Source organism: Enterobacter wuhouensis (assembly GCF_035835995.1).
GTDB classification, from domain to species: Bacteria; Pseudomonadota; Gammaproteobacteria; order Enterobacterales; family Enterobacteriaceae; genus Enterobacter; species Enterobacter wuhouensis.
Window position 1 is genome coordinate 3,768,411 of record NZ_CP142124.1, and the last position, 26,345, is coordinate 3,794,755.

Here is a 26,345-nt window from a genome sequence, read left to right on the forward strand (position 1 = left end):
AATTACAACAAAAAAGAGCATTTTCAGGCAATACGATCGACATAAACTCGAAACTAACACCGTTTAGCAGGAAAAGGATAACAAAAATGACACATCCAATTGTTGACGCGCTGCGGGGCACCGAGGCTCGGTTCACTGAGTTACGCCGCGAATTTCACCGGCACCCTGAAATCGGCTTTGAGGAGCATAAAACCAGCGATCGCGTCGCAACGCTCCTTCATGAATGGGGCTATGAGGTCCACCGTGGAATGGCGAAAACCGGGGTGGTCGGTACGCTGAAAGTGGGTAACGGCAGCAAACGCCTGGGCCTGCGCGCCGATATGGACGCGCTGCCGATGCAGGAAAATAGCGGCAAGGCCTGGAGCAGCACCGTCGAGGGTAAATTCCACGGCTGCGGCCACGATGGCCACACCACCACGCTGCTCTATGCCGCAGAGTATCTGGCGCGCACCCGCAGCTTTAACGGCACGCTACACCTGATTTTTCAGCCCGCGGAAGAGCTGCTGTATGGTGGGCGCGTTATGGTCGAGGATGGCCTGTTTGAGCAATTCCCCTGCGACCATATTTTTGGCCTGCACAATATGCCCTCCCAGCCGCTCGGGAAAATTGGCCTGCGCGATGGCGCCATGATGGCCTCCTCGGACACCGTGCACATTGAAGTCAACGGCGTGGGAGGGCACGGCGCCGTTCCGGAACACACCGTCGATGCCACGCTGGTCGCCTGCCATATCACCCTCGCCCTGCAGTCGATTGTGTCGAGGAATATCACGCCGTTCCAGCCGGCCGTCGTGACCGTGGGCAGCATCCAGGCGGGACACGCCCCGAACATCATCAACGACAAGGTATTAATGAAGCTGACCGTGCGCACGCTGGACGAAGCGGTGCGTCAAACCGTCCTGCAGCGTATCCACGACATCGCGGTGGCGCAGGCTGAGAGCTTCAACGCCACGGCCACGATCCGTCACGTGAACGGCAGCCCGGTGCTGAACAATAACCCGCAGGCCAACGAAATGGTGCGCGCCGTGGCGACCGATCTGTTCGGTCAGGATGCCGTCACGTCGGTGAATGCGTTTATGGGGAGCGAGGATTTTGCGTTCATGCTCGAAAAAAATCCTCACGGCTGCTACTTCACTCTGGGAGCCGGGGATGAGCCGGACCGCTGCATGGTGCATAACCCAGGCTACGACTTTAACGACAAGATCCTGCTGACCGGGGCGGCGCTCTGGACCGCGTTAACCGAACACTATCTGCGCTAGCTGGCGCCAACCCCGGAGGGCTGCACGATGAGTACCGTTCCCCTGACAGACACGACCTCCTATGCCGGTAACGATCGGCTGCTGGCCGGTATTGTGATGAGCGTTCTAACGTTCTGGTTATTCGCGCAGTCGGTGATAAACGTTGTGCCGACAATGAAAAATAGCCTGGCTATCTCCCTGGAAACCCTCACGCTGGCGGTCAGCCTCAGCGCGTTGCTATGCGGCTGTTTTGTCGTTGCCTGCGGGGGCTTTGCCGATAAGTTTGGCCGCGTGCGCATGACGTACATTGGCCTGACGCTGAGCATCATCGGCAGCGCACTGCTTTTCGTCTCGTGGGAACCGGTTCTTTTTCTGCTGGGCAGAGCGATCCAGGGCCTGTCAGCAGCCTGCATCATGCCCGCTACGCTGGCTCTGATTAAAACCTGGTATCAGGGCAGCGCGCGCCAGCGGGCAATCAGCTTTTGGGTCATCGGCTCCTGGGGCGGCAGCGGCCTGAGCTCGTTTGTCGGCGGCGCCATCGCTACCACGCTCGGCTGGCGCTGGATCTTTATTTTTTCCATGCTGGTAGCGGCGGCGGCACTGCTGCTGATTCGCGGTACTCCGGAAAGCCGAAGCGACGGCGCGAGTCGCCACAGGCTGGATATCAGCGGCCTGGTGAGCTTTGTTTGTATGCTGGTGCTGCTGAACCTGTTTATCAGCAAGGGGCACGGCTGGGGCTGGGGCAGCGGCCTGTCGCTGCTTGTGCTGGGTGGCGCAGCGCTGGCGGGGGTTTGCTTTGTGCTTGCGGGGCGACGCAAGGGTGATGCGGCGCTGATTGATTTTGCCCTGTTTAAAAACCGGGCCTACAGCGCCTCGGTCTTCTCTAATTTTTTGCTCAACGGCTGCATTGGCACCATGATGATCGCCAGCATCTGGCTGCAGCAAGGCCACCGTCTGTCGCCGCTGCAAACCGGCATGATGACGCTGGGTTATCTGGTCACCGTGCTTGCGATGATTCGGGTCGGGGAAAAGCTGCTCCAGCGCTACGGGGCGCGGCTGCCTATGATGACCGGGCCGCTGCTCACCGCAACGGGTATCACGCTGATCTCCTGTACGTTTTTAAGCAAGGAGATCTACATTGTCACCGTGTTTCTGAGCAACATTCTATTCGGCCTGGGGCTGGGATGCTATGCCACGCCGTCAACGGATACGGCGGTGATGAACGCGCCGGAAAACAAAGTTGGGGTGGCCTCAGGAGTGTATAAGATGGGCAGTTCGCTGGGCGGGGCCATGGGGATCGCCGTCACCGCTTCGCTGTACGCGCTGCTGCTGCCGCTGGGAATGGCCAGCGCCGCGCAGTATGCGTTACTGTTTAACAGCGCGATTTGTCTCGCGTCGGCGGCAGTAACCTGGGCGTTACTCCCTTCAGCACGGGCCCCGCGATAAGCGGGGCCGCGAAGGGTTCAGGCAATATTCAGGTACTTGTGCGTCTGCATCGACAGCCGCCAGTTGCGGGCGATACAGGTTTCAATGCACAGACGCGTCGCATCGTCTTTCTGGCTGATTGGCTGCAGCGCAATCACACGCTGTTTTTCATCGGTTAACGTTGCCAGCAGCTCATCCAGCGCTTCGATATCCCGCACGCGCCCTACCGGGTGCTTAATCTCATCCGCGCGTTCCAGCGCCTGAGACAATACGTCGTACCCGCCGCGCATATTCACTTTTGGCGAGACCGTCACCCAGGTCGTGTGTGAACAGCGCACCTCATGGGTGCCGCTGGTTTCGATCTGGCAGCTGTAGCCGTTCTTTTCGAGCAGCTCGGTCAGCGGCATCAGGTCGTGGATGCAGGGTTCCCCCCCGGTGATCACCACATGGCGAGCCGTCCAGCCCTGACGACCAATAATGGCCAGCAGATCTTCCGCGCTTCCCGCGCCCCACTTATCGCTCTCTTTGGTTTTCGCCAGAATGCTAAACAGCGACACTTCCCGATCTGCGAGCTTATCCCACGTATGTTTGGTGTCACACCAGGCACAGCCAACCGGGCATCCCTGTAAACGAATAAAAATGGCGGGGACGCCGGTAAAGTAACCCTCGCCTTGCAGGGTCTGGAACATCTCGTTAATCGGGTACTGCATAGTCATCTCAGTTAAGGGGATAAACGATAAGTATCGCAGATCCCCGCCGGATGGTCATGCTCCATCGGTGCTTTGCGCGCCAATCGCCGCCATAAACCGTTCAGTGATTTGCTGTGGTCGGGTGATCGCCCCGCCGACGACGACCGTATGCGCCCCCAGCGCCAGACACCTGGCCGCGCGCTCTGGGGTATCCACGTTGCCTTCGGCCACCACGGGGAGCGTCACGGCAGCCAGCACCGCTTTCAGGAACGCGCAGTCATCCTGCGGAAGTGAACGTCCCGCGGTTTCCGCGGTGTAGCCATATAGCGTGGTCCCGACGCAGTCGAAGCCAAGCCTCTGCGCCGTCACGGCCTCTTCAACGGTGGAAATATCCGCCATTAGCAGCACCGTGGGATAATGCGATCGAATACGCGTGACCAGCGCGTCCAGAGAGTCATCGCCGGGTCGTTCCCGCGCCGTCGCATCAAGCGCAACGATCTCGGGAGAGACGGTCATCAGCTCATCCACCTCTTTCATCGTCGCGGTGATAAACACCTCGCTTGCGGGGTAATCCCGCTTGATGATGCCGATAACGGGCAGAGACACCTGCTGCTTAATGGCTTCGATATCCGCCACGCTGTTGGCGCGAATGCCTGCGGCCCCGCCCTGACGCGCCGCCAGCGCCATCCGCGACATAATAAACGGACTGTGCAGCGGTTCGTTCTCCAGCGCCTGACAGGAGACGACCAGCTTTCCCTTCAGATTATCCAGTACAGTTTTCATTACGATAAGATCTCTTCCACTTCGTTTTTGATGATCGTGACGTGCGGGCCATATATGACCTGGACTCCATTTCCGCGCACGATAACGCCGCGCGCGCCGGTGGCTTTCAGGGCCGCCTCATTCACCCGGCTGCCGTCTTTGACCGTGACGCGAAGGCGCGTGGCGCAGCAGTCCACCTCTTCGAGGTTCTCTTTTCCGCCTAACCCGGCGATTACCGCAGCAGCACGCTCGCTTTGCGCAAGGGTAACTTCGTCAGCCATCGCCTCCTTTTCCCGACCCGGCGTGGCGAAATCAAAGCGGTTAATCAGATAGCGGAAGGTGAAGTAGTAAAGGAAGAACCACGGCACGCCCACCAGCGGGACGAACATCCAGTTCGTTTTAGCCTCGCCCTGCAGAATGCCGAACAGCACGAAGTCAATGAAACCGCCGGAGAAGGTTTGCCCGATGGTGATGTGCAGCATGTGTGCGAGCATAAACGCCAGCCCGTCAAACAGCGCATGAATGACGTACAGCACCGGGGCAATAAACAGGAAGGAGAACTCGATAGGTTCGGTAATCCCGGTCAGGAACGAGGTTAACGCCGCTGAAAGCAGCAGCCCGGCCACGCGCTTTTTGTTCTCCGGCTTTGCGGTGTGGTACATCGCCAGGCAGGCGCCCAGCAGGCCAAACATCATGGTAATGAAGCGCCCGGACATGAAGCGCGACGTGCCTTCGTAAAACTGACGCGTGGTGGGATCGGCCAGTTGGGCGAAGAAAATCCGCTGCGTGCCCTCAACCAGATGACCGTTGACGATCTCGCTCCCGCCGAGCGCGGTGGTCCAGAAAGGAAGATAGAAGATGTGGTGCAAACCGAACGGGCCGAGCATGCGCAAAATGAACCCGTACAGCAGGGTGCCGAGATAGCCGGTGGCATCCACCAGCCCGCCCAGACCAAAAATCAGTTTCTGGAAATGCGGCCAGACCACCGTCATTGCCGCGCCGATGAATATTGCCGCCAGCGAGCTAATAATGGGCACAAAGCGTGAGCCGCCAAAGAAGCCCAGGAACTGCGGAAGGGCAATCTTATTAAACCGATGATGCAGCATGCAGGTTACGAGGCCAATCACAACGCCGCCAAACACGCCGGTTTCCAGCGTCTGAATGCCCAGCGTCATGCCCTGCCCCACCGCTCCCGGGTTCTCAAGAGCCAGCTTGCCGGTGAGGATCAGCAGCGCGTTGATGGTGGCATTCATCACCAGAAACGCAAGCAATGCCGCCAGGCCTACCGTGCCCTTGTCGCTTTTTGCCAGCCCGACGGCAACCCCAACGGCAAACAGCACCGAGAGGTTCGCAAACACAATCGAACCCGCGCTGCTCATGATGGTGAAGATGGCCTGTAGCCAGCCAACGTCCAGGAACGGATAAGCCGCGAGCGTATTGGGATTCGATAGCGCGCCGCCGATCCCCAGCAGCAGGCCCGCCGCAGGCAATACGGCGATGGGCAGCATAAAGGATTTGCCGAAGCGCTGCGCTTTTTCAAACCAGCCACCAGAAGAAGCCCCACTGAACATTTGCATCATTTTTTCATCCCCTTATTTAACGATGAAAATTTTTACCACATTAATATTTAATAGTGAAAATTATCATCAAAAACCAGGAGGCCGATCATACTTTTTCGAAATGACTGGCATCTTTCCCCCGCTTTCCGCCACACTAGTCGCAGAGAAACGCATTAAGGATCTTGCATGTCAGACCATGAAAACCTGCTGCTGAAGCTACGCCAGGAGGCTTCCGGGTACAGCCCAACGCAACAAAAGCTGGGGGAGTTTGTTCTCAACGATCCTGCCCGGGTGCTGTACCTGACGATCACCGAGCTGGCCCGCGAAAGTCACACCAGCGAGGCCAGCGTGACGCGACTTTGTCGGACGCTGGGCTGCAAAGGCTATAACGAATTCAAAATGGCGCTGGCGCTTGATATTCAGCAGGGCCAGCCCGCGCGTCAGGCCGGGGATGAGATTGATACCGTTGTGGATGAGTCGGTGCAGGCTTTGCAGGATACCGCCAGGCTGCTCGACCGGACGCTGCTTGAAGAGGCCGCGCTGGCGCTGCACCGGGCGCAGTCCGTACAAATTTACGGCGTAGCGGCCAGCGCGATCCTCGGCGAGTATCTCCACTACAAGTTATTGAGGCTGGGCAAACCCGCACAGCTGTTTAGCGATATGCACCGTGCGGCAATGAATGCGACAACGCTTTCAAAAGAAACGCTGGTCGTGGCCATCTCCAGCTCCGGCTCAACGCGTGATTTACTCCACGTGGTGAAGCTTGCCCGCAAGCGCGGCGTGAAGGTCCTGGCGCTCAGCAATACGCCCCGCAGTCCGCTGGCATCCCTGAGCGATATGCAGCTGGTTGCCGCCAAGCCGGAAGGCCCTCTTAGCGCCGGGGCGCTCAACGCGAAGGTTGGCGTGATGCTGCTGGTCGAGCTGCTGACCACGTCACTGATTGCTTTGGATGGCCATTACGGCGACGTTAGCCAGCAAACGGCGAGCGCCACGCTGCCGCTGCTGCTCTGAAAACCATTCGCAGGCTAAATAAAATAGCCTGCGAGCGATCGGTTTCAGTTTGGCTTAAATCCTGTTTGATATATCTCTCCAGCAAATGATTGGTGTAACAAATCATTTTATTTATTACATTTAGCATTAAATTAAACGGCACAAAAACGAAAATAAACCCCTTAAAAATCAATACATAAAAATCAAAGCATCGATAATTTGAATTTTTATCTCACTCGCAATGTCTTATATCTCCCCCTGCTTTTCATTTCTTAAAATAAGCTTAAGGCGCCGTTGATTTCGGCCTTTTATTATTTAAATACCGTTTACTTTTGCACGCCTACAATCCGCCTCATCAATCATTATGAGACGGTATCAATGAAGACGTTATTAATTACAGGCGTGACGGGTTTCCTGGGTGGAGCAGTGCTTGAAAAAATCCTGAATGGCAAAGAAGGCGTAAAGCTGGTTCTGCTCGCCCGCGCCGATGACGCGCAAAGTGGGCTTGAACGCGTGAAGGAAAACATGCGCAAGTTTAACGTCCATGAAAGCAGGCTAAACGCGCTGAAAGCCGAGGATGTGCTCATTGGCGATCTCAGCCAGCCAGAAACGTTTCTGAACGATCCGCGTCTGGAGAGCGTAACGCATGTCCTTAACTGCGCGGCCGTCGCATCCTTTGGAAACAATCCGCTTATCTGGAAAGTGAATGTCGAAGGCACGTTAGCGCTGGCTCGCCGTATGGAACAGGTGGCAACCCTGCAGCGCTTCGTGCACGTCGGAACGGCCATGTCCTGCACGCCAGAACAGGATTCGCTGGTAGCGGAAAGCGCCGAGTTCAGGGAAAACGCCGAGCATCTCGTGGAATATACCTATTCAAAATCGACCATCGAACAGCTGATGCGTCAACACTGCCCTAACCTGCCGCTCCTCATCGCCCGGCCCTCTATCGTCGTGGGCCATACGCTCCACGGCTGTGCCCCTTCCAGCAGCATCTTCTGGGTCTTTAGCATGGGGCTGATGCTGCAAAAATTCATGTGCTCCATGGAAGACAGGATTGATGTCGTCCCGGTGGACTACTGCGCCGATGCGCTGCTCATGCTGCTCTACAGCGATGCCCGCCCGGGAGAAATTGTGCATATTTCAGCGGGTGAAGAGAATAGCGTTCGCTTCGCAGACATTGATAATGCAATGGCGCAGGCGCTGGAGAAAGCGCCGGTCGGGGATAAGTATGCGCAGGTAAGCTACGAAACGCTGGTCAGAATGCGCCGCGAACTCAAAAATATTTTTGGTCCGTGTAACGAACGTCTGATGCTGAAAGCCATGCGTTTATACGGGGCCTTTGCCACGCTGAACGTGCGCTTCAGCAATGATAAGCTGCTCAGTATGGGGATGCCAAAACCCCCACGCTTCACGGACTACATCGCCCGCTGCGTGCAAACGACCCAGGGGCTGACCATCCCGGAGCAAATGGCGGTCGATTTTAAATAGGCAAAAAAAATGCCAGTCATTCGACTGGCATTTTCATTTTAAGGCTTAGGCGATTATGCCTGGCCTTTGATCTCTTTACGACCGTTGTATGGTGCTTTTTCGCCCAGAGCTTCTTCGATACGAATCAGCTGGTTGTATTTAGCAACACGGTCAGAACGGCTCATAGAACCGGTTTTGATCTGGCCTGCAGCGGTACCCACAGCCAGGTCGGCAATGGTCGCGTCTTCAGTTTCGCCAGAACGGTGAGAGATAACAGCGGTGTAGCCAGCGTCTTTCGCCATTTTGATCGCAGCCAGAGTTTCGGTCAGAGAACCGATCTGGTTGAATTTGATCAGGATGGAGTTAACGATGCCTTTCTCGATGCCTTCTTTCAGGATCTTGGTGTTGGTTACGAACAGATCGTCACCAACCAGCTGGATTTTGTCGCCCAGTACTTTGGTCTGGTATGCGAAACCGTCCCAGTCAGACTCGTCCAGACCGTCTTCGATAGAAACGATTGGGTACTGTTTGGTCAGGTCTTCCAGGAAGTGAGTGAACTCTTCGGAGGTGAACGCTTTGTTGCCTTCGCCAGCCAGAACGTATTTACCGTCTTTGTAGAATTCAGATGCTGCACAGTCCATCGCCAGGGTGATGTCTTTGCCCAGCTCGTAGCCAGCAGCTTTTACTGCTTCTGCGATGACTGCCAGTGCTTCTGCGTTAGAGCCCAGGTTTGGCGCGTAGCCACCTTCGTCACCAACAGCAGTGTTCATACCTTTAGCTTTCAGAACTTTAGCCAGGTTGTGGAACACTTCAGAACCCATACGCACGGCTTCTTTCAGGGATTTCGCGCCAACTGGCTGAATCATGAATTCCTGAATATCAACGTTGTTATCCGCGTGCTCACCACCGTTGATGATGTTCATCATTGGTACAGGCATGGAGTATTTGCCTGGGGTGCCGTTCAGTTCAGCGATGTGCTCGAACAGTGGCTGGCCTTTAGCTGCCGCAGCTGCTTTGGCGTTTGCCAGAGAAACAGCCAGGATTGCGTTCGCACCGAAGTTAGATTTGTTTTCAGTACCGTCCAGATCGATCATGATCTTGTCGATGCCAGCCTGGTCTTTGGCGTCTTTGCCAAGGATTGCCTGAGCAATAGGACCGTTCACAGCGCCAACAGCTTTCAGTACGCCTTTGCCCAGGAAGCGGGATTTGTCGCCATCGCGCAGTTCCAGCGCTTCGCGGGAACCAGTAGAAGCACCTGATGGAGCAGCTGCCATACCGACGAAACCACCTTCCAGATGAACTTCGGCTTCAACGGTCGGGTTACCACGGGAGTCGATGATTTCACGACCGATGACTTTAACGATTTTGGACATTAGATTTTCCTCAGTACAAGTTAAACTAAAACTCCAGACAAACAACGCGTACCCAAGGTACGCGTTGCCGTTCTAACTTTTTTTACTTCGCCTGACGCTTCTGGTAGTCGCTGGCGGCCTTCACAAAGCCTGCAAACAGCGGATGCCCATCACGCGGCGTTGAAGTAAATTCCGGGTGGAATTGGCAGGCAACGAACCACGGATGGTTTGGCACCTCAATGATCTCGACTAACTGATCGTCCCCGGAGCGGCCCGCAACACGCAGACCCGCAGCTTCAATTTGTTTCAACAACATGTTGTTGACTTCATAGCGGTGACGATGGCGTTCGGTGATGGTTGTTTCGCCATACAGCTTACGCACCACGCTATCGTCAGACAGCTGGCAGGCCTGTGCGCCAAGACGCATCGTGCCACCCAGGTCGCTCTTCTCGGTACGGACTTCGACGTTACCGTCTTCATCGCGCCATTCAGTAATAAGCGCCACTACAGGGTACTTACAGTCTGGCACAAATTCCGTAGAGTTCGCGTTTTCCATACCCGCTACATTGCGCGCGAATTCGATTAGCGCAACCTGCATACCCAGGCAGATGCCGAGGTATGGAATGTTGTTTTCACGCGCATAGCGTGCGGTGGCGATCTTGCCTTCTACACCGCGGTAGCCGAAGCCGCCAGGGATAAGGATAGCATCCAGATCTTTCAGAATTTCAACGCCGCGCGTTTCAACATCCTGCGAATCAATCAGCTTGATGTTAACGGAGACGCGGTTCTTCAGACCACCGTGTTTCAGCGCTTCAATGACTGACTTATAGGCATCCGGCAGTTCAATGTACTTACCGACCATACCGATAGTCACTTCGCCGCCCGGATTGGCTTCTTCGTAAATAACCTGTTCCCATTCAGACAGGTTAGCTTCCGGACAGTTCAAGCTGAATCGTTTACAAATATAATCGTCCAGGCCCTGTGATTTCAACAGGCCCGGGATTTTATAAATTGAATCGACATCTTTCATTGAAATAACGGCTTTTTCCGGCACGTTACAGAACAATGCAATTTTCGCACGCTCGTTCGCTGGAATAGCGCGATCGGAACGGCAAACCAGGATGTCAGGCTGAATACCGATGGAGAGCAGTTCTTTAACAGAGTGCTGGGTCGGTTTGGTTTTCACTTCACCTGCAGCAGCCATGTACGGCACCAGCGTCAGGTGCATGAACAGCGCGTGCTCACGACCAATGTCTACCGCCAGCTGGCGAATCGCTTCGAGGAACGGCAGGGATTCGATATCACCCACGGTACCGCCGATTTCAACCAGCACAACGTCATGGCCTTCGCCACCGGCAAGGACACGCTCTTTGATCGCGTTAGTGATGTGCGGGATCACCTGTACGGTTGCGCCCAGGTAGTCGCCGCGGCGCTCTTTACGCAGTACGTCAGAGTAGATACGGCCAGTCGTGAAGTTATTACGACGGGTCATTTTGGTACGGATGAAACGCTCGTAGTGGCCAAGATCCAGATCGGTTTCAGCGCCGTCTTCAGTAACGAACACTTCCCCGTGTTGGGTTGGGCTCATGGTGCCAGGATCGACGTTGATGTACGGATCCAGTTTCATCATGGTCACATTGAGGCCACGGGCTTCAAGAATGGCTGCGAGGGAGGCTGCGGCAATGCCTTTACCCAGAGAGGATACGACCCCGCCGGTCACAAAAATATAGTTCGTTGTCATGCTGAACCTGAGAAGTTAGGGTGAAACGATGGAATAACCAGGACGGGAAAGTAGTATACCCGAACACGGCGAGCGCCACAAACTTTCATTCTCCGTCTCCAATCCAGGCCATGACAAACATAAGGAGTGAGAAAATAGCCCCTTTTGGGTAAATGTTTTTGACGCAAATCAAGCGCTTGTCATTTAAAAAATCACACAAATTGCGCTTGCTCGCAAAATTCCGTTAGAGATCATATTCCTGCCGTTTTACTTCCTGCCAGACTTCTTCCATAGCCTCGAGGTCAATTCCGGTCATTTCCAGGCCGCGCGAGGCCACAATCCGCTCAACTTCACGGAAGCGGCGTTCAAATTTGAGGTTCGCTTTTTGCAGCGCGGTTTCCGCTTTTACACCCAAATGGCGCGAAAGGTTGACGGTGGCGAACAGCAGGTCGCCCATCTCCTCCTCCAGCTTTGCTTCATCCACGACGGCCTGCTGCGCTTCATGCATGACTTCGTCAATCTCTTCATGCACTTTATCCAGCACCGGGCCGAGGGAGTGCCAGTCAAAGCCAACGGCAGAGCAGCGTTTCTTAATTTTATGCGCGCGCATCAGTGCAGGCAGGCTTAGCGGAATGTCATCCAGCGCGGAGTGCTGGGATTTTTCGGCGCGCTCGGCGCTCTTGATTTGCTCCCAGCGGGTCAATACCTCGGCGCTGGTGCCTGCGGCGGCATCGCCAAAAATGTGCGGGTGGCGACGCTCCAGCTTGTCGCTGATGGCGGCACAGATATCGTCAAAGTTAAAACGCCCCTCTTCCTGCGCCATCTGCGCATAGAACACCACCTGGAAAAGCAGATCGCCCAGCTCGCCGCGCAGGTCGTCGAAATCTTCGCGTGAAATGGCGTCCAGCACTTCGTAGGTCTCTTCAAGCGTATAGGGTGCGATGGTGGCGAAGGTTTGCTCTTTGTCCCACGGGCAGCCGTTTTCCGGGTCGCGGAGGCGTTTCATGATGCCGAGCAGGCGGTCGATTTGAGTCATGGTTCTGTCCTGATAAAAAAATGCCGGGTGGCGGCTTGCGCCTTACCCGGCCTACAAAAGAGGAAAATCTTATCCGCCGTGCAGACGACGCGCGTCAATCACGTCCGGCACCTGGTTCAGCTTGCCGAGCACGCGGCCCAGCACCTGCAGGTTGTAGATTTCGATGGTCATATCGATGGTGGCAAGCTGCTCGCGGGTGTCGCTGCGGCTGGCAACGCCCAGCACGTTAACCTTCTCGTTGGCGAGAATGGTCGTGATGTCGCGCAGCAGGCCGCTGCGGTCGTTGGCAGTGACGCGCACCACCAGCGAGTAGCCCGCAGAGTAGCTCTCGCCCCAGACGGCTTCCACGATGCGCTCTGGCGCGTGAGACTGAAGCTCGGCGAGCTGGTCGCAGTCGGAACGGTGGATCGAAATCCCGCGCCCTTGAGTGATAAAGCCGACAATGTCGTCGCCCGGGATAGGCTGGCAGCAGCGCGCAATGTGGTGCATTAAATTGCCTACCCCTTCCACAACCACGCGGCCATTGTCTTTGCTGCGCTGCTGGGGAGCATAGGTTTTCTGCTGCAGCTGCTTCAGCGCCGCCGCGTCCTGCTCCGCCGCGCTTGGCTTGTTGAACTGCGCCTGCAGGAAATTCACCATCTGGTTGAGGCGGATATCACCGCCGCCAATCGCCGCCAGCAGCTCATCAAGCTCGTTGAAGTTGTAGCGCGGCAGCAGGAACTTCTCTGCTTCTTTCAGGCTTATGCCGATATGCTCCAGCTCGTCGTCCAGGATCTGGCGTCCGGCAAGGATGTTTTTGTCACGATCCTGCTTACGGAACCAGGCGTGAATTTTAGAACGTCCGCGGCTGGTGGTAACGTAGCCCAGATTCGGGTTAAGCCAGTCGCGGCTTGGGTTCGGCTGCTTCTGGGTGATGATTTCAATCTGGTCGCCCATCTGCAGCTGATAGGTGAACGGCACGATGCGCCCGCTAATTTTCGCGCCGATGCAGCGGTGCCCCACGTCGCTGTGGATGTGGTAAGCAAAGTCGAGGGGCGTGGAGCCGGCCGGCAGGTCGACAACGTCGCCTTTCGGCGTAAAGACATATACCCGGTCATCGAACACCTGGCTGCGCACTTCGTCGAGCATTTCGCCGGAATCGGCCATCTCTTCCTGCCACGCAATCAGCTTGCGCAGCCAGGCAATGCGGTCTTCATGACCGGAGCGTACCCCGCCCGAAGTGCCTTCTTTGTATTTCCAGTGCGCGGCGACGCCCAGCTCGGCGTCTTCGTGCATCTGTTTGGTACGGATCTGAATCTCAACCGTTTTGCCGCCGGGCCCCAGCACCACGGTATGAATAGACTGGTAGCCGTTCGGTTTCGGGTTCGCAACATAATCATCGAACTCATCCGGCAGATGACGGAAGTGAGTATGCACTATCCCCAGCGCGGCATAGCAGTCCTGCAGGCGCTCCGCAACGATACGCACGGCACGCACGTCGAACAGCTCGTCAAACGCGAGATGTTTCTTCTGCATTTTGCGCCAGATGCTGTAGATGTGTTTTGGCCGACCGTATACCTCGGCGCGCACGTTTTCTTCTTTCATCGACTGGCGCAGCCCGCCGACGAACTCGTCGATGTAGTGTTCGCGATCGATACGGCGCTCGTGCAGGAGCTTGGCGATACGCTTATATTCCGCAGGGTGCAGGTAGCGGAAGCAGTAATCTTCCAGCTCCCATTTCAGCTGACCGATGCCTAAGCGGTTCGCCAGCGGCGCATAGATGTTTGTACACTCTTTGGCGGCCAGGACGCGTTCGTCTTCCGGCGCATCTTTGACTTCGCGCAGGTGCGCTACGCGCTCGGCAAGCTTGATGACCACGCAGCGGAAGTCATCCACCATCGCCAGCAGCATCCGGCGAACGTTATCAACCTGTTCGGAGGAGACGGAATCGGTTTGAGCGGCTTTAAGCTGGCGGATGGCGGCCATATCGCGCACGCCGTGAATGAGCGAGACGACGGGTTTACCCACGCTTTCTACCAGCACATCTTCGGTAACAACGTTAGCGTCGGCAAGCGGGAACAGAAGTGCCGCCTGCAGCGTTTCGATATCCATGTTGAGCATGGATAAAATTTCGACCATTTCGATGCCGCGCCACAGCAGCAGCTCGGCATCCGGATGTCCCTGCGTGGTGCGCAGACAGTAGGCCCAGGTTTCGGTTAAGCGTTCACACGACTGCTGGCTGGAAATCCCCAGACTTACGATCCATTTTTGTGGGTCAAACTCACCAGCTTTATTAAGATGTGCACTTCTTACCGCAACCATCGTCCTCTCCTTTAGGGACCAGGGCCTGTCGAAGTCGACAAGCCAAACAAATTAGATGTGCTCGAACAACACCATCGATTCCAGATGCCCAGTGTGCGGGAACATGTCCAGCATTGCCAGACGCTGAATCTGGTAACCCGCACTGACTAACGCCTCGCTGTCACGGGCAAGCGTTGCCGGGTTACAGGAAACATAGACCACGCGCGTCGGCGCGAGTTTAATTATATGCTGCATTACGCCAGGTGCGCCTGCACGTGCAGGGTCGAGAAGTATTTTATCGAAGCCCTGTTTTGCCCACGGCTGTTGAGTAACATCTTCCTCAAGGTTTTGATGAAAAAATGTCACATTGTGCAAGCCGTTCTGTAGAGCATTTTCCTGCCCTTTTGCCACCAGCGCCTCGACGCCTTCTACGCCCACCACGCTGGCCGCTTTCTGCGCCAGAGGGAGGGTGAAATTCCCCATTCCGCAAAAGAGATCGAGCACCCGATCGTCTGGCTGAACATCCAGCCACGCCAGCGCTTTTTCAATCATCTGCTGATTTACGCCGTCGTTCACCTGAATGAAGTCCCGCGGGCTGAACGTTAAGCGTAGCCCGTTTGACGCATACCAGGGAGCTTCTCCCGTTACCTGCTCAAGTATCTCGCTTTGGGGCGCGAGGAAAAGAGCCAGCTCGTGAGAATGCGAAAAGCGTTCCAGTTTTTCGCGGTCTTTTGTCGACAGCGGTGCAGTATGACGCAGCACCATCAGCGGACCATTGTTTGCCAGCACCAGTTCGACGTGCCCCAGGTGGCGTAATCCCTCCAACGCCGACAGGCAGGCGCGCACTTCCGGGAGCAATGCCTCAAGCTGGGGCACCAGAATGGGGCACTGCTTGATATCGACAATATCGCTGGACCCGGACTTGCGAAACCCCATTTCAAGCCGGGCCGCTTTTGGCTGGTAGCTGAGGCTCAACCGCGCGCGGCGACGGTAGCCCCAGGGCTTATCGGCAATAACGTCATTAACCTCATGCTTAAGCAGGCGAGACAGCGCGCTGCTTTTGCTTTTTTGCTGTAAAAGTGGACTGGCATGTTGTTGCTGGCAGCCGCCGCAGACGCCAAAATGCGGGCACTGCGGCACTACGCGTTCAGGGCTATCGCTAAGACGACGCTTAACCTGGCCGCGTGCGTACTGGCGCTTATCGTCCGTCAGCGTAATTTCTGCGCGTTCCGTTGGCAGCAAACCTGTGATAAACAATGCTTTACCATTGTGACGCGCCACCCCCTGACCGAAAGGGTCGAGGTCCGTGGCTTCAACAGTTATGATCTGACGCGTCGTAACGCGTCGCTTTGCAGAGTAGAATTGCGCCATTGCTGAGATTGTTCTCAAATAAACATAATTACCCTAATTGTCCCATAACGGAACTCCATGACCAACTACAGCCTGCGTGCTCGCATGATGATTTTGATCCTCGCCCCCACCGTGCTTATCGGTTTGCTGCTGAGTATCTTCTTTGTGGTGCACCGCTATAACGATTTGCAGCGCCAGCTCGAAGATGCCGGAGCCAGCATTATTGAACCGCTGGCCGTCTCCAGCGAGTACGGAATGAACCTGCAAAACCGCGAATCAATTGGTCAACTCATCAGCGTACTGCATCGACGCCATTCTGAGATCGTCCGCGCAATCTCGGTTTACGACGAACACAACCGCCTGTTCGTCACCTCCAATTTTCATCTTGATCCTACGTCCCTGAAAATTCCTGAGGGTACGCCGTTCCCGCGCCACCTCACGGTGCTGCGGCGGGGCGATATCATGATCCTGCGCACGCCGATCGTCTCCGAAAGCTATTCGCCCGATGAGTCCGCCCAGTCCGATGCCAAATCGAGCAGCAATATGCTGGGATATGTGGCGCTGGAGCTGGATCTCAAGTCGGTACGCCTGCAGCAGTATAAAGAAATCTTTATCTCCGGCGTGATGATGCTGTTTTGTATCGGCATTGCGCTTATCTTCGGCTGGCGACTGATGCGCGATGTGACGGGGCCTATTCGCAACATGGTCAACACCGTAGACCGCATTCGCCGCGGCCAGCTCGACAGCCGGGTGGAAGGATTTATGCTGGGCGAGCTGGATATGCTGAAAAATGGCATCAACTCGATGGCGATGTCGCTGGCGGCCTATCACGAAGAGATGCAGCACAACGTCGATCAGGCCACGTCGGACTTACGTGAAACGCTTGAGCAGATGGAAATCCAGAACGTCGAGCTGGACCTGGCGAAAAAGCGCGCCCAGGAAGCGGCGCGTATTAAGTCTGAATTTCTCGCGAATATGTCGCACGAGCTGCGCACGCCGCTGAACGGCGTGATCGGCTTTACCCGCCTGACGCTTAAAAGCGAGCTTAATCCCACCCAGCGCGACCATCTTCACACGATTGAACGCTCGGCCAATAACCTGCTGGCAATCATTAACGACGTGCTGGACTTCTCCAAGCTGGAGGCGGGCAAGCTGATTCTGGAGAGCATTCCGTTCCCGCTTCGCAGCACGCTGGATGAAGTGGTCACGCTGCTTGCACACTCGTCTCATGATAAAGGGCTTGAGCTGACGCTCAACATTAAGAACGACGTGCCGGATAACGTTATCGGCGACCCGCTGCGTCTCCAGCAGGTCATCACTAACCTTGTCGGGAATGCCATCAAGTTTACCGAAAGCGGCAACATCGACATCCTGGTGGAACGACGCTCTATCAGTAACAACAAGGTGCAGGTTGAGATCCAGATCCGCGATACCGGTATCGGCATCCCCGAACGCGATCAGTCGCGTCTGTTCCAGGCGTTTCGCCAGGCGGATGCCAGTATCTCAAGGCGTCACGGCGGAACAGGGCTGGGGCTGGTGATCACGCAAAAACTGGTGAAAGAGATGGGCGGCGATATCTCCTTCCACAGCCAGCCAAACCGTGGTTCGACGTTCTGGTTCCACATCAACCTTGACCTTAATCCCAACGTGCTGACCGATGGCCCGGTGACGGATTGCCTGAAGGGAATGCGGCTTGCCTACGTGGAGCCTAATGCCGCGGCGGCGCAATGTACGCTGGATGTGTTAAGCACGACGCCGCTGGAGGTTATCTACAGCCCAACCTTCTCCGCGCTGGCCATCGAGCATTACGATATTCTGCTGATGGGCATTCCGGTCACCTTCACCGGGGAGCTGACCATGCAGCAGGAGCGTCTGGCGAAGGCTGCGTCCATGACGGATTATCTGCTGCTGGCGCTGCCGTGCCATGCGCAAATCAATGCGGAAGAGTTGAAAAATGACGGCGCGGCAGCCTGTTTGCTTAAACCGCTTACCGCCACTCGCCTGCTGCCTGCGCTGACGGAATACTGCCGCCTGAGCCAGCACGCCCTGCCGCTGGTTAATAACGAGCAAAAACTGCCGATGAGCGTCATGGCGGTGGATGATAATCCGGCCAACCTGAAGCTCATCGGCGTGCTGCTGGAGGATCAGGTTCAGCACGTCGAACTGTGCACCAGCGGCTCCCAGGCGGTTGAACGGGCGAAACAGATGCAGTTCGATTTGATTCTGATGGATATTCAGATGCCGGGCATGGATGGTATTCGCGCCTGCGAGCTGATCCGCCAGCTCCCTCACCAGCAGCAAACCCCGGTGATTGCCGTGACCGCGCACGCGATGGCCGGTCAAAAAGAGAAGCTGCTGAGTGCCGGGATGAATGATTACCTGGCAAAACCCATCGACGAAGAGAAACTGCACAACCTCCTGATACGCTATAAGCCGGGGCATATAGGCGGAACCTATATCTTCACGAGCGAATCCGCCGAGATCAACGTTAATCCAAACGCCACTTTTGACTGGCAGCTTGCGCTTCGCCAGGCGGCGGGGAAAGCCGATTTAGCCCGCGACATGCTGCAAATGCTGGTCGCGTTCCTGCCGGAGATCCGCAATAAGGTTGAAGAGCAGCTGGTAGGTGAAAATCCTGAAGGTTTGATGGAAGCTATCCATAAGCTGCACGGCAGCTGCGGCTATAGCGGCGTGCCCCGACTAAAAAATCTCTGCCAGCTGCTGGAACAGCAGCTGCGTGCCGGAACGCCAGAGTCCGATCTTGAACCTGAGTTTCTGGAGCTTCTGGATGAGATGGATAATGTGACGCGGGAAGCGATGAAGGTGCTGGGGAACTGAGGCAAACGCCCGGTGGCGCTACCCCTCACCCTAACCCTCTCCCCAAAAGGGAGAGGGGATAGAACTGTGCGATTTTTTCTCCCTCGCCCTTAGGGGAGAGGGCGGGGTGAGGGGAAGCTACCCTGTCTGCCCCACCTTCAACACCGCAGCAATATTCCTCGCGGCCATTTGCACATTCTTGCTGGCGTTTTCCAGCGCGTCTTCCAGCGAGCAAATGGTATAGAGCACGCTGAACACGGCGTCGATACCGTGATTATGCACCACGCCCACATCCGCCGTCAGGCTACCCGCAATTCCGATAACCGGTTTGTTGTAGCGTTTAGCCACTTTCGCCACGCCGACCGGCACTTTACCGTGAATGGTCTGGCTGTCGATGCGCCCTTCACCCGTAATGACTAAATCAGCGTCTGCAACCTGTTCGGCCAGATGCAGCGCGTCGGTGACGATCTCGATTCCCTGACGCAGCTGCGCGCCGCAGAAGGCATACAGCGCAGCGCCCATTCCGCCCGCCGCACCGCCGCCATCGAGATTAACAACGTCAATATCCAGATCCCGGGCAATAACCTGCGCGTAATGCGCCAGCGCGTGGTCCAGGGTAACAATCATCTCCGGCGTCGCCCCCTTCTGTGGGCCAAACACGGCAGAAGCACCGTCTTCACCGATTAACGGGTTGGTGACGTCACAGGCCACTTCAATTCGGCAGTCTGCCAGACGCTTGTCCAGACCGCTGAGATCGATATGCTCGATACGCGCCAGTTCGCCGCCGCCCTGCGCAACAGGCTGCTTTTTAGCGTCCAGCAGCTTTGCGCCCAGCGCCTGCACCATGCCTGCACCGCCGTCGTTCGTCGCGCTGCCGCCGATACCGATAATAATATGCTTAACGCCCGCATCCAGCGCATGGCGGATCAGCTCACCGGTGCCCCAGGAGGTGGTTTTCAGTGGATTACGCTGCGCGGGCGCGACCAGCTCAAGACCACTCGCCGCGGCCATCTCGATAAAGGCGCTCTGCTCATCGCCGGAAAGCCCGAAAAATCCTTCCACACGCTCGCCCAGCGGGCCGGTAACCGGCACAGGGACAATCCGCCCTGCCGTGGCTGCAACCATCGCCTCTACCGTCCCCTCACCGCCGTCCGCTACCGGAAGTTTGACGTATTCCGCCGTCGGGAAAATTTCGCGAAAACCGTTCTCTATCGCCGTCGCGACCTCAAGCGCGCTCAGGCTTTCCTTGTACGAGTCCGGCGCGATAACAATTTTCATAAGCCATCCTTACGCATGTTAATTACGTTAAGCATACACCACGTAAATGACCGCTCGTGGGAGCGGTCCCAATGCGTTTATCGTACCATGCACGGACGTTTATTGTCGAATGTCCAGTCAGGGATCAAATGCTGCATCGCCAGCGCATCGTCACGCGCGCCGAGGCCGTGTTTCTGATACAGCTCGTGGGCCTTCATCACCTGGTCCATATCCAGCTCAACGCCCAGACCCGGCGTAGAAGGAACCTGCACCATGCCGCCTTTGATTTCAAACGGCGCTTTCGTCAGGCGCTGGTTGCCTTCCTGCCAAATCCAGTGGGTATCGATAGCGGTAATCTTGCCGGGGGCCGCCGCCGCCACGTGGGTAAACATTGCCAGAGAGACATCGAAGTGGTTGTTGGAGTGCGAACCCCAGGTCAGGCCGAATTCATGGCACATCTGCGCCACGCGAACCGATCCCTGCATCGTCCAGAAGTGCGGGTCCGCCAGCGGAATATCGACAGACTGCAAGGACAAGGTATGCCCCATCTGACGCCAGTCGGTAGCGATCATATTGGTAGCCGTTGGCAAACCGGTCGCCCGACGGAACTCCGCCATCACCTCGCGGCCTGAGAAACCCTGCTCAGCGCCGCACGGATCTTCCGCGTAGGCCAGCACGCCTTTAAGCTGCTTACCGATTTTAATCGCTTCATCAAGCGACCATGCGCCGTTAGGATCCAGCGTCACGCGCGCCTGCGGGAAGCGTTTTGCCAGCGCGGTAATGGCTTCCGCCTCTTCTTCTCCGGCCAGCACGCCGCCTTTCAGCTTGAAATCATTGAAGCCATATTTTTCGTAAGCCGCTTCTGCCAGGCGTACCACCGCATCCGGTGTCATGGCCTCATCGTGACGAATACGATACCAGTCGCATTTTTCGTCCGGCTGGCTCTGGTACGGCAGCGGCGTCAGCTTGCGGTTGCCGACAAAGAACAGGTAGCCCAGCATTTCCACTTCGCTGCGCTGCTGGCCGTCGCCCAACAGGGAGGCAACGTTTACGCCCAGATGCTGGCCTAACAGATCCAGCATCGCGGCTTCAATACCGGTCACCACATGGATAGTGGTGCGCAGGTCGAACGTTTGCAGCCCGCGCCCGCCCGCATCACGGTCGGCAAAATTACTGCGCACGGTATTCAGGATGTTTTTATATTCACCCAGCGTTTTGCCTACAACCAGCGGAGTAGCCTCTTCCAGCGTTTTGCGGATCTTCTCGCCGCCCGGGATTTCACCCACGCCGGTATGCCCGGAATTGTCTTTGATAATCACAATATTGCGGGTAAAGAATGGCGCGTGCGCGCCGCTCAGGTTCATCAGCATGCTGTCATGGCCCGCAACCGGAACGATCTGCATGGAAGTGACGACAGGGGTAGTAAATGTGTTCATGGTTCAATCCTTTTATCAGTGACGTCCAAAAACAGGGCGCTTACGGTCAAATGTCCAGCCGGGGATAAGGTACTGCATCGGGCCTGCGTCGTTACGCGCGCCGCCCGGCAGCTTTTTATACGCCTCGTGCGCTTTGTGGATCTGATCCCAGTCAAGCTCCACGCCCAGCCCCGGCGCATCCGGTACGGCAATTTTGCCGTTTTTGATCTCCAGCGGGTTTTGAGTCAGGCGGGCTTCCCCCTCCTGCCAAATCCAGTGGGTGTCGATGGCGGTCGGATTACCCGGTGCCGCCGCGCCAACGTGGGTAAACATCGCCAGCGAGATATCGAAATGGTTGTTAGAGTGACATCCCCAGGTCAGACCCCAGTCGTCGCAGAGCTGCGCCACGCGCACCGCGCCTGAAAGCGTCCAGAAATGCGGGTCTGCCAGCGGAATGTCCACCGAATTGAGCATGACCGCATGACCCATTTCGCGCCAGTTGGTGGCGATCATGTTGGTGGCGACCGGCAGGCCGGTTGCCCGGCGGAACTCCGCCATCACCTCGCGGCCTGAGAAGCCCTGCTCGGCACCACAGGGATCTTCAGCGTAGGTCAGCACGTCCCCCAGACCTTTGCAAAGGTCGATCGCTTCATCCAGCAGCCACGCGCCGTTGGGATCGACGGTGATCCGCGCGTCCGGGAAGCGTTTTTTCAGCGCACGCGCGCTTTCAATCTCCTGCTCGCCGGGGAGCACGCCGCCCTTAAGCTTAAAATCTTTAAAGCCGTAGCGGTCCTGCGCGGCTTCCGCCAGGCGAACTACCGCCTCGCTGGAGAGCGCTTCCTGATGGCGCAGGTGATACCATTCATGGTTGCCCGGGGAGCGTTCCAGATACGGCAGGTCGGTTTTATTGCGATCGCCCACATAGAAAAGATAACCGAGAACCGTCACCGCATCGCGCTGTTTGCCCGGCCCCAGCAGTTCGCAGACCGGCACGTTCAGCGCTTTGCCGAGTAAATCCAACAGCGCGGCCTCCAGCGCGGCAACCGCATTCACGCGCAGCTCAAAGGTCCAGGCACCTTTCCCGAAGGTGTCAAAATCTGCCGATTGATTGCCTTTATGCACCCGCTGAACCACTTTGTTCAGGCGGGCGACTTCCTGCCCGACCACCTGCGGAATGGCCTCCACCAGCGTCTGGTAAATCACCTCCCCGCCCGGCGCTTCGCCCACGCCGGTATTTCCTGCGCTGTCGGTGAGCACCACAATATTGCGGGTAAACCAGGCGTTGTGCGCGCCGCCAATGTTGAGCAGCATGCTGTCCTGACCGGCTACCGGAATGACCTTCATATCAGTCACGATTGGGCTTGATTGCGTTGTCATCATCCACGCTCCGCAACAGGTTTAAGCTCGACGCGTTTAATATCGCCCACCAGTACCAGGTAACTCAGCACCGCCACCAGGGCATGAACCCCCACGTAGATCAGCGCGCCGTTGAAGGAGCCCGTCGTACCTACGATGTAGCCGATGGCGATTGGCGTAACAATCCCGGAGATGTTGCCAAACATATTGAACAGGCCGCCGCTCAGGCCGCTGATCTCTTTTGGCGCCGTATCCGCCATCACCGCCCAGCCCAGCGCGCCTATGCCTTTGCCGAAGAAAGCCATCGCCATAAAGCCGATGATCATCCATTCCGCGCTGACGTAGTTACAGAACACCATGGTCATGGAGAGCAGCATACCGAGCACAATCGGCGTTTTACGCGCGATATTCAGGGAACCGGTACGGCGCATCAGCCAGTCGGAAATCACACCGCCGAGTACCCCGCCCACAAAGCCGCAGATAGCCGGGATCGAGGCGACAAACCCCGCTTTAAGAATCGACATGCCGCGCGCCTGCACCAGGTAAACCGGGAACCAGGTAATGAAGAAGTAGGTTAAGGCGTTGATACAGTACTGGCCCAGATAAATACCGATCATCATGCGCGAGCCGACGAGCTGTTTGATCTGCGCCCATTTCTGGCTGAACGGCACTTTTGCTTTTTCGGATTTCTGATCCATGTTGATCAGCGCCCCGCCCTCGGCAATGTACTCCAGCTCTTTTTTGTTCACGCCCGGGTGCTGGTTCGGCTCGTGAATCACCTTCAGCCAGATAAAGCTGATGACGATCCCAAGCCCGCCCATGAAGAAGAAGACGTGCGACCAACCCACCTCGTGCGTCAGCCAGCCCATGATTGGCGCAAAGATGACCGTTGCGAAGTACTGTGCGGAGTTAAAAATCGCCACCGCCGTTCCCCTCTCCTGCGCCGGGAACCAGGCTGCCACAATGCGGCTGTTGCCGGGGAAGGACGGCGCTTCGGCTAAGCCCACCAGGAAGCGCAGGGTAAAGAGCGCAATGATAATGCCGAAGCCGCTGAAGATATCAACGAAGCCCTGCAGCAGGGTGAACATCGACCAGATAAAGATGGACCAGAAATAGACGCGTTTGGAGCCGAAGCGGTCAAGCAGCCAGCCGCCGGGAATTTGCCCAATGACATAGGCCCACGAAAACGCTGAGAAAACGTAACCCATGCCGACCGGATCAAGCCCGATATCTTTTGCCATCTCAGATCCGGCAATCGACAGCGTGGCGCGGTCACCGTAGTTGAAGGACGTGACGATAAACAGCATCACCACGATCCAGTAGCGAGCGTTAGTGCGCTTCTCTGCGCTGCTCGCCGCCTGGCTTAATGTACTCATAGTTGCACTCCTGAATCATAGCTTTCGCCTGGTTCATTCTGTACAGCACCTGTAGGGTAATCAGAATGAGAGATAAGTGTTCGGCAGTTTTGGTACGGCTGAAGGCCGTTTTATGGTGAAGCGCTGCCTTATTGGGTAACTGACGGGAAAAGTATATGAAGGAGTGGCGCTCTTCCTCACCGTGCATCGACACAACATTGAAGGGGGAGTGAGACGCGGTTTGGGGCATAAGCCCAAAGCAGTGGAAGATGGTTCACGGAATTGAGGTTTTCGTGCGGCTTTGTTGCCGGGTGGCGGCTTCGCCTGACCCGGCGTACAAACTACAAAACTAGTTAAGCAGCGTTGCCCAGTGCTCAACCCACGGGTTGGATTCGCTTTCTGGTTCCGGGTGTTCGCCCGCGTCAATCAGCAGCATTTCGCCGACGCGCTGGGCGCTCTGCTCCTGCAGGAGCGCATCGAACTGCTTGCCGCCGCCGCAGAAATTGGCGTAAGAGCTGTCGCCCAGGGCAATGATGCCGTAGTGAACGTCAGGCTGGTAGCCAAGCTGGTCTTTAATGCCCTGGAACAGCGGCACGATGCTGTCCGGCAGGTCGCCCTGTCCGGTCGTGGAGGTCACCACCAGGATGTATTTATCTTTGTATTTTTCCCAGTCGGCCAGTTCCGGATCTTCATACACCGTGGCCTTATGGCCCTGGTTCGCGAGGATTGCCTCTGCCTCTTCCGCCACCAGCAGCGAATTGCCGTACATCGTGCCGACAAAAATGCCTACTTCAGCCATGCTTTGCTCCCGTCATTATTGCGTCTGCTGTTCATCCTGAACGTTGCCCGGGACAAACTCAACCCTTTCATTTTCGGGGAGTTGTCCAAGCCAGCCAAACTGTGACAGCGCCTGCATCCAGACGTCATCCAGCCCCGCGCGGATAGTCAACGGCTCGCCGGTGAACGGGTGCGTCAGGCTTAGCTCACTTGCGTGCAGCATCAGACGATGACAGCCAAAATGTTCCGCCGCGCTGCGGTTCTGGCGAAGATCGCCGTGCTTGCTGTCGCCGATTATCGGGTGACGCAGGTGCGCAAGGTGGCGGCGTAGCTGGTGCTTGCGCCCGGTTTTAGGCAAAAGCTCAACCAGGCTGTAGCGCGTGGTGGGGAATTTGCCGGTGGCGACGGGCATTTCCGCGGTCGCCATCCCGCGGTAATCCGTCACGGCCGGCTGTGGGCCTTTGTCATCACGGGCGAATTTATCGGCAATTTTGTCCAGCTCTTCCACCAGCGGATAATCCAGCGTGGCGGCATCCGTCAGCCAGCCGCGCACAATCGCGTGGTAGCGCTTTTGCATCTGGTGCTGTTCAAACTGCTGAGACAACAAACGCCCAGCTTCGCTGGACAACCCCATCAGCAGGACGCCGGAGGTTGGTCTGTCCAGACGATGGGCGGTAAAGACATGCTGACCAATCTGGTCGCGTACGGTCTGCATTACCACGACCTTCTCGTCGCGGTCCAGCCAGCTGCGGTGTACCAGCCAGCCCGACGGTTTATTCACCGCCACCAGCCACTCGTCCTGATAGAGGATCTCAAGCGTCATGCATTATCACCGGCAAACAGCGCATCCAGGCGTTCCAGTTCAGGCAGCATGACCGGGCGCGCCGGATGCGATGCATCGAGCGCCATTTCATAATAAGGAGAAACCGCAAAATCCTGCGGGAGAGGATGACCTCCATCCAGCAGCGCGTGCATGCGCGGAATCAATACCCACTGCAGCCACTCAAACGGCTCCAGCGTATCCAGGCAGAAGGGCTGAGTGCTTGCAAACGCCTCTGGCTGCGGCGCAGTTTCCTGCCACAGCTGATGTTGGCGCAGGCGTGCCTCGATGGCGTGCAACTGAGCACGAACGCTATCGTGTTGCGTCATGGGAACCTCAACTGAAAAAATGAACGGCGCGCAGCATAGCATTGCAGAAGGTAGAAATAAAAAAAGGGAGCACTGTAAAAACAGTGCTCCCGGTTCGTTTCGCAGCATTCCAGCTACAATTCGTGCTCCCTGCTCGTCCGTGACAACTTTTCCTGATGCCCGAAGGCCTGGTCATCCGTCAACCTTTTGCATCCTGCACACATCTTCCTGACGTGTTTGTCTCATCCTGAAACGTCCTGGCCATCCTGACCCACCGACCATCCTGACCGGCTCTCGTTCTCCTTCCTGGAGGTGTCCCTTACGCATCCTGCGATATCCACTTTGCTTCATCCTGAAGCCTTCCTGCAGCGCCAT

The 26,345-nt window shown here is 56.6% G+C and carries 20 protein-coding genes; 5 read left to right on the forward strand and 15 right to left on the reverse strand.

Annotation, left to right across the window (positions count from 1 at the left end):
- The first annotated feature begins 86 nt into the window (after positions 1-86).
- Together VPX56_RS17910 and VPX56_RS17915 are read left to right on the forward strand one after the other, a co-directional pair.
- Positions 87-1,256: a M20 aminoacylase family protein gene (locus VPX56_RS17910; protein WP_326468061.1), complete on the forward strand. Its 1,170-nt coding sequence runs from the start codon at positions 87-89 to the stop codon at positions 1,254-1,256.
- A 27-nt stretch (positions 1,257-1,283) separates the two neighbouring features.
- Positions 1,284-2,681 (forward strand): MFS transporter, encoded by a 1,398-nt coding sequence (locus tag VPX56_RS17915; protein ID WP_326468063.1) that lies wholly within the window; start codon positions 1,284-1,286, stop codon positions 2,679-2,681.
- Positions 2,682-2,698: 17 nt separating this feature from the next.
- Here the strand turns inward: VPX56_RS17915 and queE are convergent, their stop codons facing one another.
- From queE to VPX56_RS17930, 3 genes are read right to left on the reverse strand one after another with little or no spacing between them, the layout of a single operon-like run.
- Positions 2,699-3,370 carry a 7-carboxy-7-deazaguanine synthase QueE gene (queE, locus tag VPX56_RS17920; protein WP_131633705.1) on the reverse strand — a complete coding sequence of 224 codons (672 nt, stop codon included), beginning with the start codon at positions 3,368-3,370 and terminating at the stop codon, positions 2,699-2,701.
- 54 nt (positions 3,371-3,424) lie between these two features.
- On the reverse strand, positions 3,425-4,132 hold the full coding sequence (locus VPX56_RS17925; protein WP_131633704.1) for an N-acetylmannosamine-6-phosphate 2-epimerase: 708 nt from the start codon (positions 4,130-4,132) through the stop codon (positions 3,425-3,427).
- Entirely contained in the window at positions 4,132-5,691 is a 1,560-nt protein-coding gene (locus tag VPX56_RS17930) for a PTS transporter subunit EIIC (protein ID WP_131633703.1), read from the reverse strand. Before VPX56_RS17930 ends, VPX56_RS17925 begins: the two co-directional genes overlap by 1 nt.
- A gap of 165 nt (positions 5,692-5,856) precedes the next feature.
- Here VPX56_RS17930 and VPX56_RS17935 point away from each other — a divergent pair, with 165 nt between their 5' ends.
- Positions 5,857-6,681, forward strand: a complete 825-nt coding sequence (locus VPX56_RS17935) for a MurR/RpiR family transcriptional regulator (protein WP_326468067.1) — start codon at positions 5,857-5,859, stop codon at positions 6,679-6,681.
- 357 nt (positions 6,682-7,038) lie between these two features.
- Positions 7,039-8,148, forward strand: coding sequence for an SDR family oxidoreductase (locus tag VPX56_RS17940; RefSeq protein ID WP_326468069.1), 1,110 nt, complete (start codon positions 7,039-7,041; stop codon positions 8,146-8,148).
- A 53-nt stretch (positions 8,149-8,201) separates the two neighbouring features.
- Here the strand turns inward: VPX56_RS17940 and eno are convergent, their stop codons facing one another.
- The 5 genes from eno to rlmD all read right to left on the reverse strand — a co-directional run bounded on the left by eno (position 8,202) and on the right by rlmD (position 15,886).
- Complete coding sequence (eno, locus tag VPX56_RS17945) at positions 8,202-9,500, reverse strand: phosphopyruvate hydratase (RefSeq protein WP_131633700.1); 1,299 nt, start codon at positions 9,498-9,500, stop codon at positions 8,202-8,204.
- A gap of 82 nt (positions 9,501-9,582) precedes the next feature.
- Positions 9,583-11,220, reverse strand: a complete 1,638-nt coding sequence (gene pyrG / locus VPX56_RS17950; RefSeq protein ID WP_131633699.1) for a glutamine hydrolyzing CTP synthase — start codon at positions 11,218-11,220, stop codon at positions 9,583-9,585.
- Between the two features lie 223 nt (positions 11,221-11,443).
- On the reverse strand, positions 11,444-12,235 hold the full coding sequence (mazG, locus tag VPX56_RS17955) for a nucleoside triphosphate pyrophosphohydrolase (RefSeq protein ID WP_326468073.1): 792 nt from the start codon (positions 12,233-12,235) through the stop codon (positions 11,444-11,446).
- A gap of 69 nt (positions 12,236-12,304) precedes the next feature.
- On the reverse strand, positions 12,305-14,536 hold the full coding sequence (relA, locus tag VPX56_RS17960) for a GTP diphosphokinase (RefSeq protein WP_131633697.1): 2,232 nt from the start codon (positions 14,534-14,536) through the stop codon (positions 12,305-12,307).
- Between the two features lie 51 nt (positions 14,537-14,587).
- Positions 14,588-15,886: a 23S rRNA (uracil(1939)-C(5))-methyltransferase RlmD gene (rlmD, locus tag VPX56_RS17965; protein ID WP_326468077.1), complete on the reverse strand. Its 1,299-nt coding sequence runs from the start codon at positions 15,884-15,886 to the stop codon at positions 14,588-14,590.
- Between the two features lie 57 nt (positions 15,887-15,943).
- Here rlmD and barA point away from each other — a divergent pair, with 57 nt between their 5' ends.
- A complete protein-coding gene (gene barA, locus VPX56_RS17970) occupies positions 15,944-18,703 on the forward strand; it encodes a two-component sensor histidine kinase BarA (RefSeq protein ID WP_326468079.1) in 2,760 nt (919 codons plus the stop codon).
- Positions 18,704-18,820: 117 nt separating this feature from the next.
- Here barA and VPX56_RS17975 read toward each other — a convergent pair whose 3' ends face one another.
- From VPX56_RS17975 to VPX56_RS18005, 7 genes are all read right to left on the reverse strand, one after another.
- Positions 18,821-19,960, reverse strand: coding sequence for a glycerate kinase (locus VPX56_RS17975; RefSeq protein WP_326468081.1), 1,140 nt, complete (start codon positions 19,958-19,960; stop codon positions 18,821-18,823).
- Between the two features lie 77 nt (positions 19,961-20,037).
- Positions 20,038-21,375, reverse strand: coding sequence for a glucarate dehydratase (gene gudD / locus VPX56_RS17980; protein ID WP_326468083.1), 1,338 nt, complete (start codon positions 21,373-21,375; stop codon positions 20,038-20,040).
- Between the two features lie 15 nt (positions 21,376-21,390).
- A complete protein-coding gene (locus VPX56_RS17985; RefSeq protein WP_326472103.1) occupies positions 21,391-22,731 on the reverse strand; it encodes an enolase C-terminal domain-like protein in 1,341 nt (446 codons plus the stop codon).
- Complete coding sequence (gene gudP / locus VPX56_RS17990) at positions 22,731-24,086, reverse strand: galactarate/glucarate/glycerate transporter GudP (protein WP_131633692.1); 1,356 nt, start codon at positions 24,084-24,086, stop codon at positions 22,731-22,733. The genes VPX56_RS17985 and gudP overlap by 1 nt, the downstream gene beginning before the upstream one ends.
- A gap of 328 nt (positions 24,087-24,414) precedes the next feature.
- Positions 24,415-24,864: a flavodoxin gene (locus VPX56_RS17995; RefSeq protein WP_131633691.1), complete on the reverse strand. Its 450-nt coding sequence runs from the start codon at positions 24,862-24,864 to the stop codon at positions 24,415-24,417.
- A gap of 15 nt (positions 24,865-24,879) precedes the next feature.
- On the reverse strand, positions 24,880-25,665 hold the full coding sequence (gene truC / locus VPX56_RS18000) for a tRNA pseudouridine(65) synthase TruC (RefSeq protein ID WP_263610323.1): 786 nt from the start codon (positions 25,663-25,665) through the stop codon (positions 24,880-24,882).
- Positions 25,662-25,991, reverse strand: coding sequence for a YqcC family protein (locus VPX56_RS18005; protein ID WP_131633689.1), 330 nt, complete (start codon positions 25,989-25,991; stop codon positions 25,662-25,664). Before VPX56_RS18005 ends, truC begins: the two co-directional genes overlap by 4 nt.
- Positions 25,992-26,345 lie beyond the last annotated feature (354 nt).

Excerpts from the sequence above, each read along its gene's own strand:
- relA (WP_131633697.1), bottom strand. The coding sequence starts at position 14,536 with ATGGTTGCGGTAAGAAGTGCACATCTTAATAAAGCTGGTGAGTTTGAC.
- barA (WP_326468079.1), top strand. The coding sequence starts at position 15,944 with ATGACCAACTACAGCCTGCGTGCTCGCATGATGATTTTGATCCTCGCC.
- pyrG (WP_131633699.1), bottom strand. The coding sequence starts at position 11,220 with ATGACAACGAACTATATTTTTGTGACCGGCGGGGTCGTATCCTCTCTG.
- gudP (WP_131633692.1), bottom strand. The coding sequence starts at position 24,086 with ATGAGTACATTAAGCCAGGCGGCGAGCAGCGCAGAGAAGCGCACTAAC.
- VPX56_RS17975 (WP_326468081.1), bottom strand. The coding sequence starts at position 19,960 with ATGAAAATTGTTATCGCGCCGGACTCGTACAAGGAAAGCCTGAGCGCG.
- VPX56_RS17935 (WP_326468067.1), top strand. The coding sequence starts at position 5,857 with ATGTCAGACCATGAAAACCTGCTGCTGAAGCTACGCCAGGAGGCTTCC.
- queE (WP_131633705.1), bottom strand. The coding sequence starts at position 3,370 with ATGCAGTACCCGATTAACGAGATGTTCCAGACCCTGCAAGGCGAGGGT.
- eno (WP_131633700.1), bottom strand. The coding sequence starts at position 9,500 with ATGTCCAAAATCGTTAAAGTCATCGGTCGTGAAATCATCGACTCCCGT.
- mazG (WP_326468073.1), bottom strand. The coding sequence starts at position 12,235 with ATGACTCAAATCGACCGCCTGCTCGGCATCATGAAACGCCTCCGCGAC.
- VPX56_RS17930 (WP_131633703.1), bottom strand. The coding sequence starts at position 5,691 with ATGATGCAAATGTTCAGTGGGGCTTCTTCTGGTGGCTGGTTTGAAAAA.
- VPX56_RS17985 (WP_326472103.1), bottom strand. The coding sequence starts at position 22,731 with ATGACAACGCAATCAAGCCCAATCGTGACTGATATGAAGGTCATTCCG.
- truC (WP_263610323.1), bottom strand. The coding sequence starts at position 25,665 with ATGACGCTTGAGATCCTCTATCAGGACGAGTGGCTGGTGGCGGTGAAT.
- gudD (WP_326468083.1), bottom strand. The coding sequence starts at position 21,375 with ATGAACACATTTACTACCCCTGTCGTCACTTCCATGCAGATCGTTCCG.
- VPX56_RS17915 (WP_326468063.1), top strand. The coding sequence starts at position 1,284 with ATGAGTACCGTTCCCCTGACAGACACGACCTCCTATGCCGGTAACGAT.
- VPX56_RS17910 (WP_326468061.1), top strand. The coding sequence starts at position 87 with ATGACACATCCAATTGTTGACGCGCTGCGGGGCACCGAGGCTCGGTTC.
- VPX56_RS17995 (WP_131633691.1), bottom strand. The coding sequence starts at position 24,864 with ATGGCTGAAGTAGGCATTTTTGTCGGCACGATGTACGGCAATTCGCTG.
- VPX56_RS17940 (WP_326468069.1), top strand. The coding sequence starts at position 7,039 with ATGAAGACGTTATTAATTACAGGCGTGACGGGTTTCCTGGGTGGAGCA.
- rlmD (WP_326468077.1), bottom strand. The coding sequence starts at position 15,886 with ATGGCGCAATTCTACTCTGCAAAGCGACGCGTTACGACGCGTCAGATC.
- VPX56_RS18005 (WP_131633689.1), bottom strand. The coding sequence starts at position 25,991 with ATGACGCAACACGATAGCGTTCGTGCTCAGTTGCACGCCATCGAGGCA.
- VPX56_RS17925 (WP_131633704.1), bottom strand. The coding sequence starts at position 4,132 with ATGAAAACTGTACTGGATAATCTGAAGGGAAAGCTGGTCGTCTCCTGT.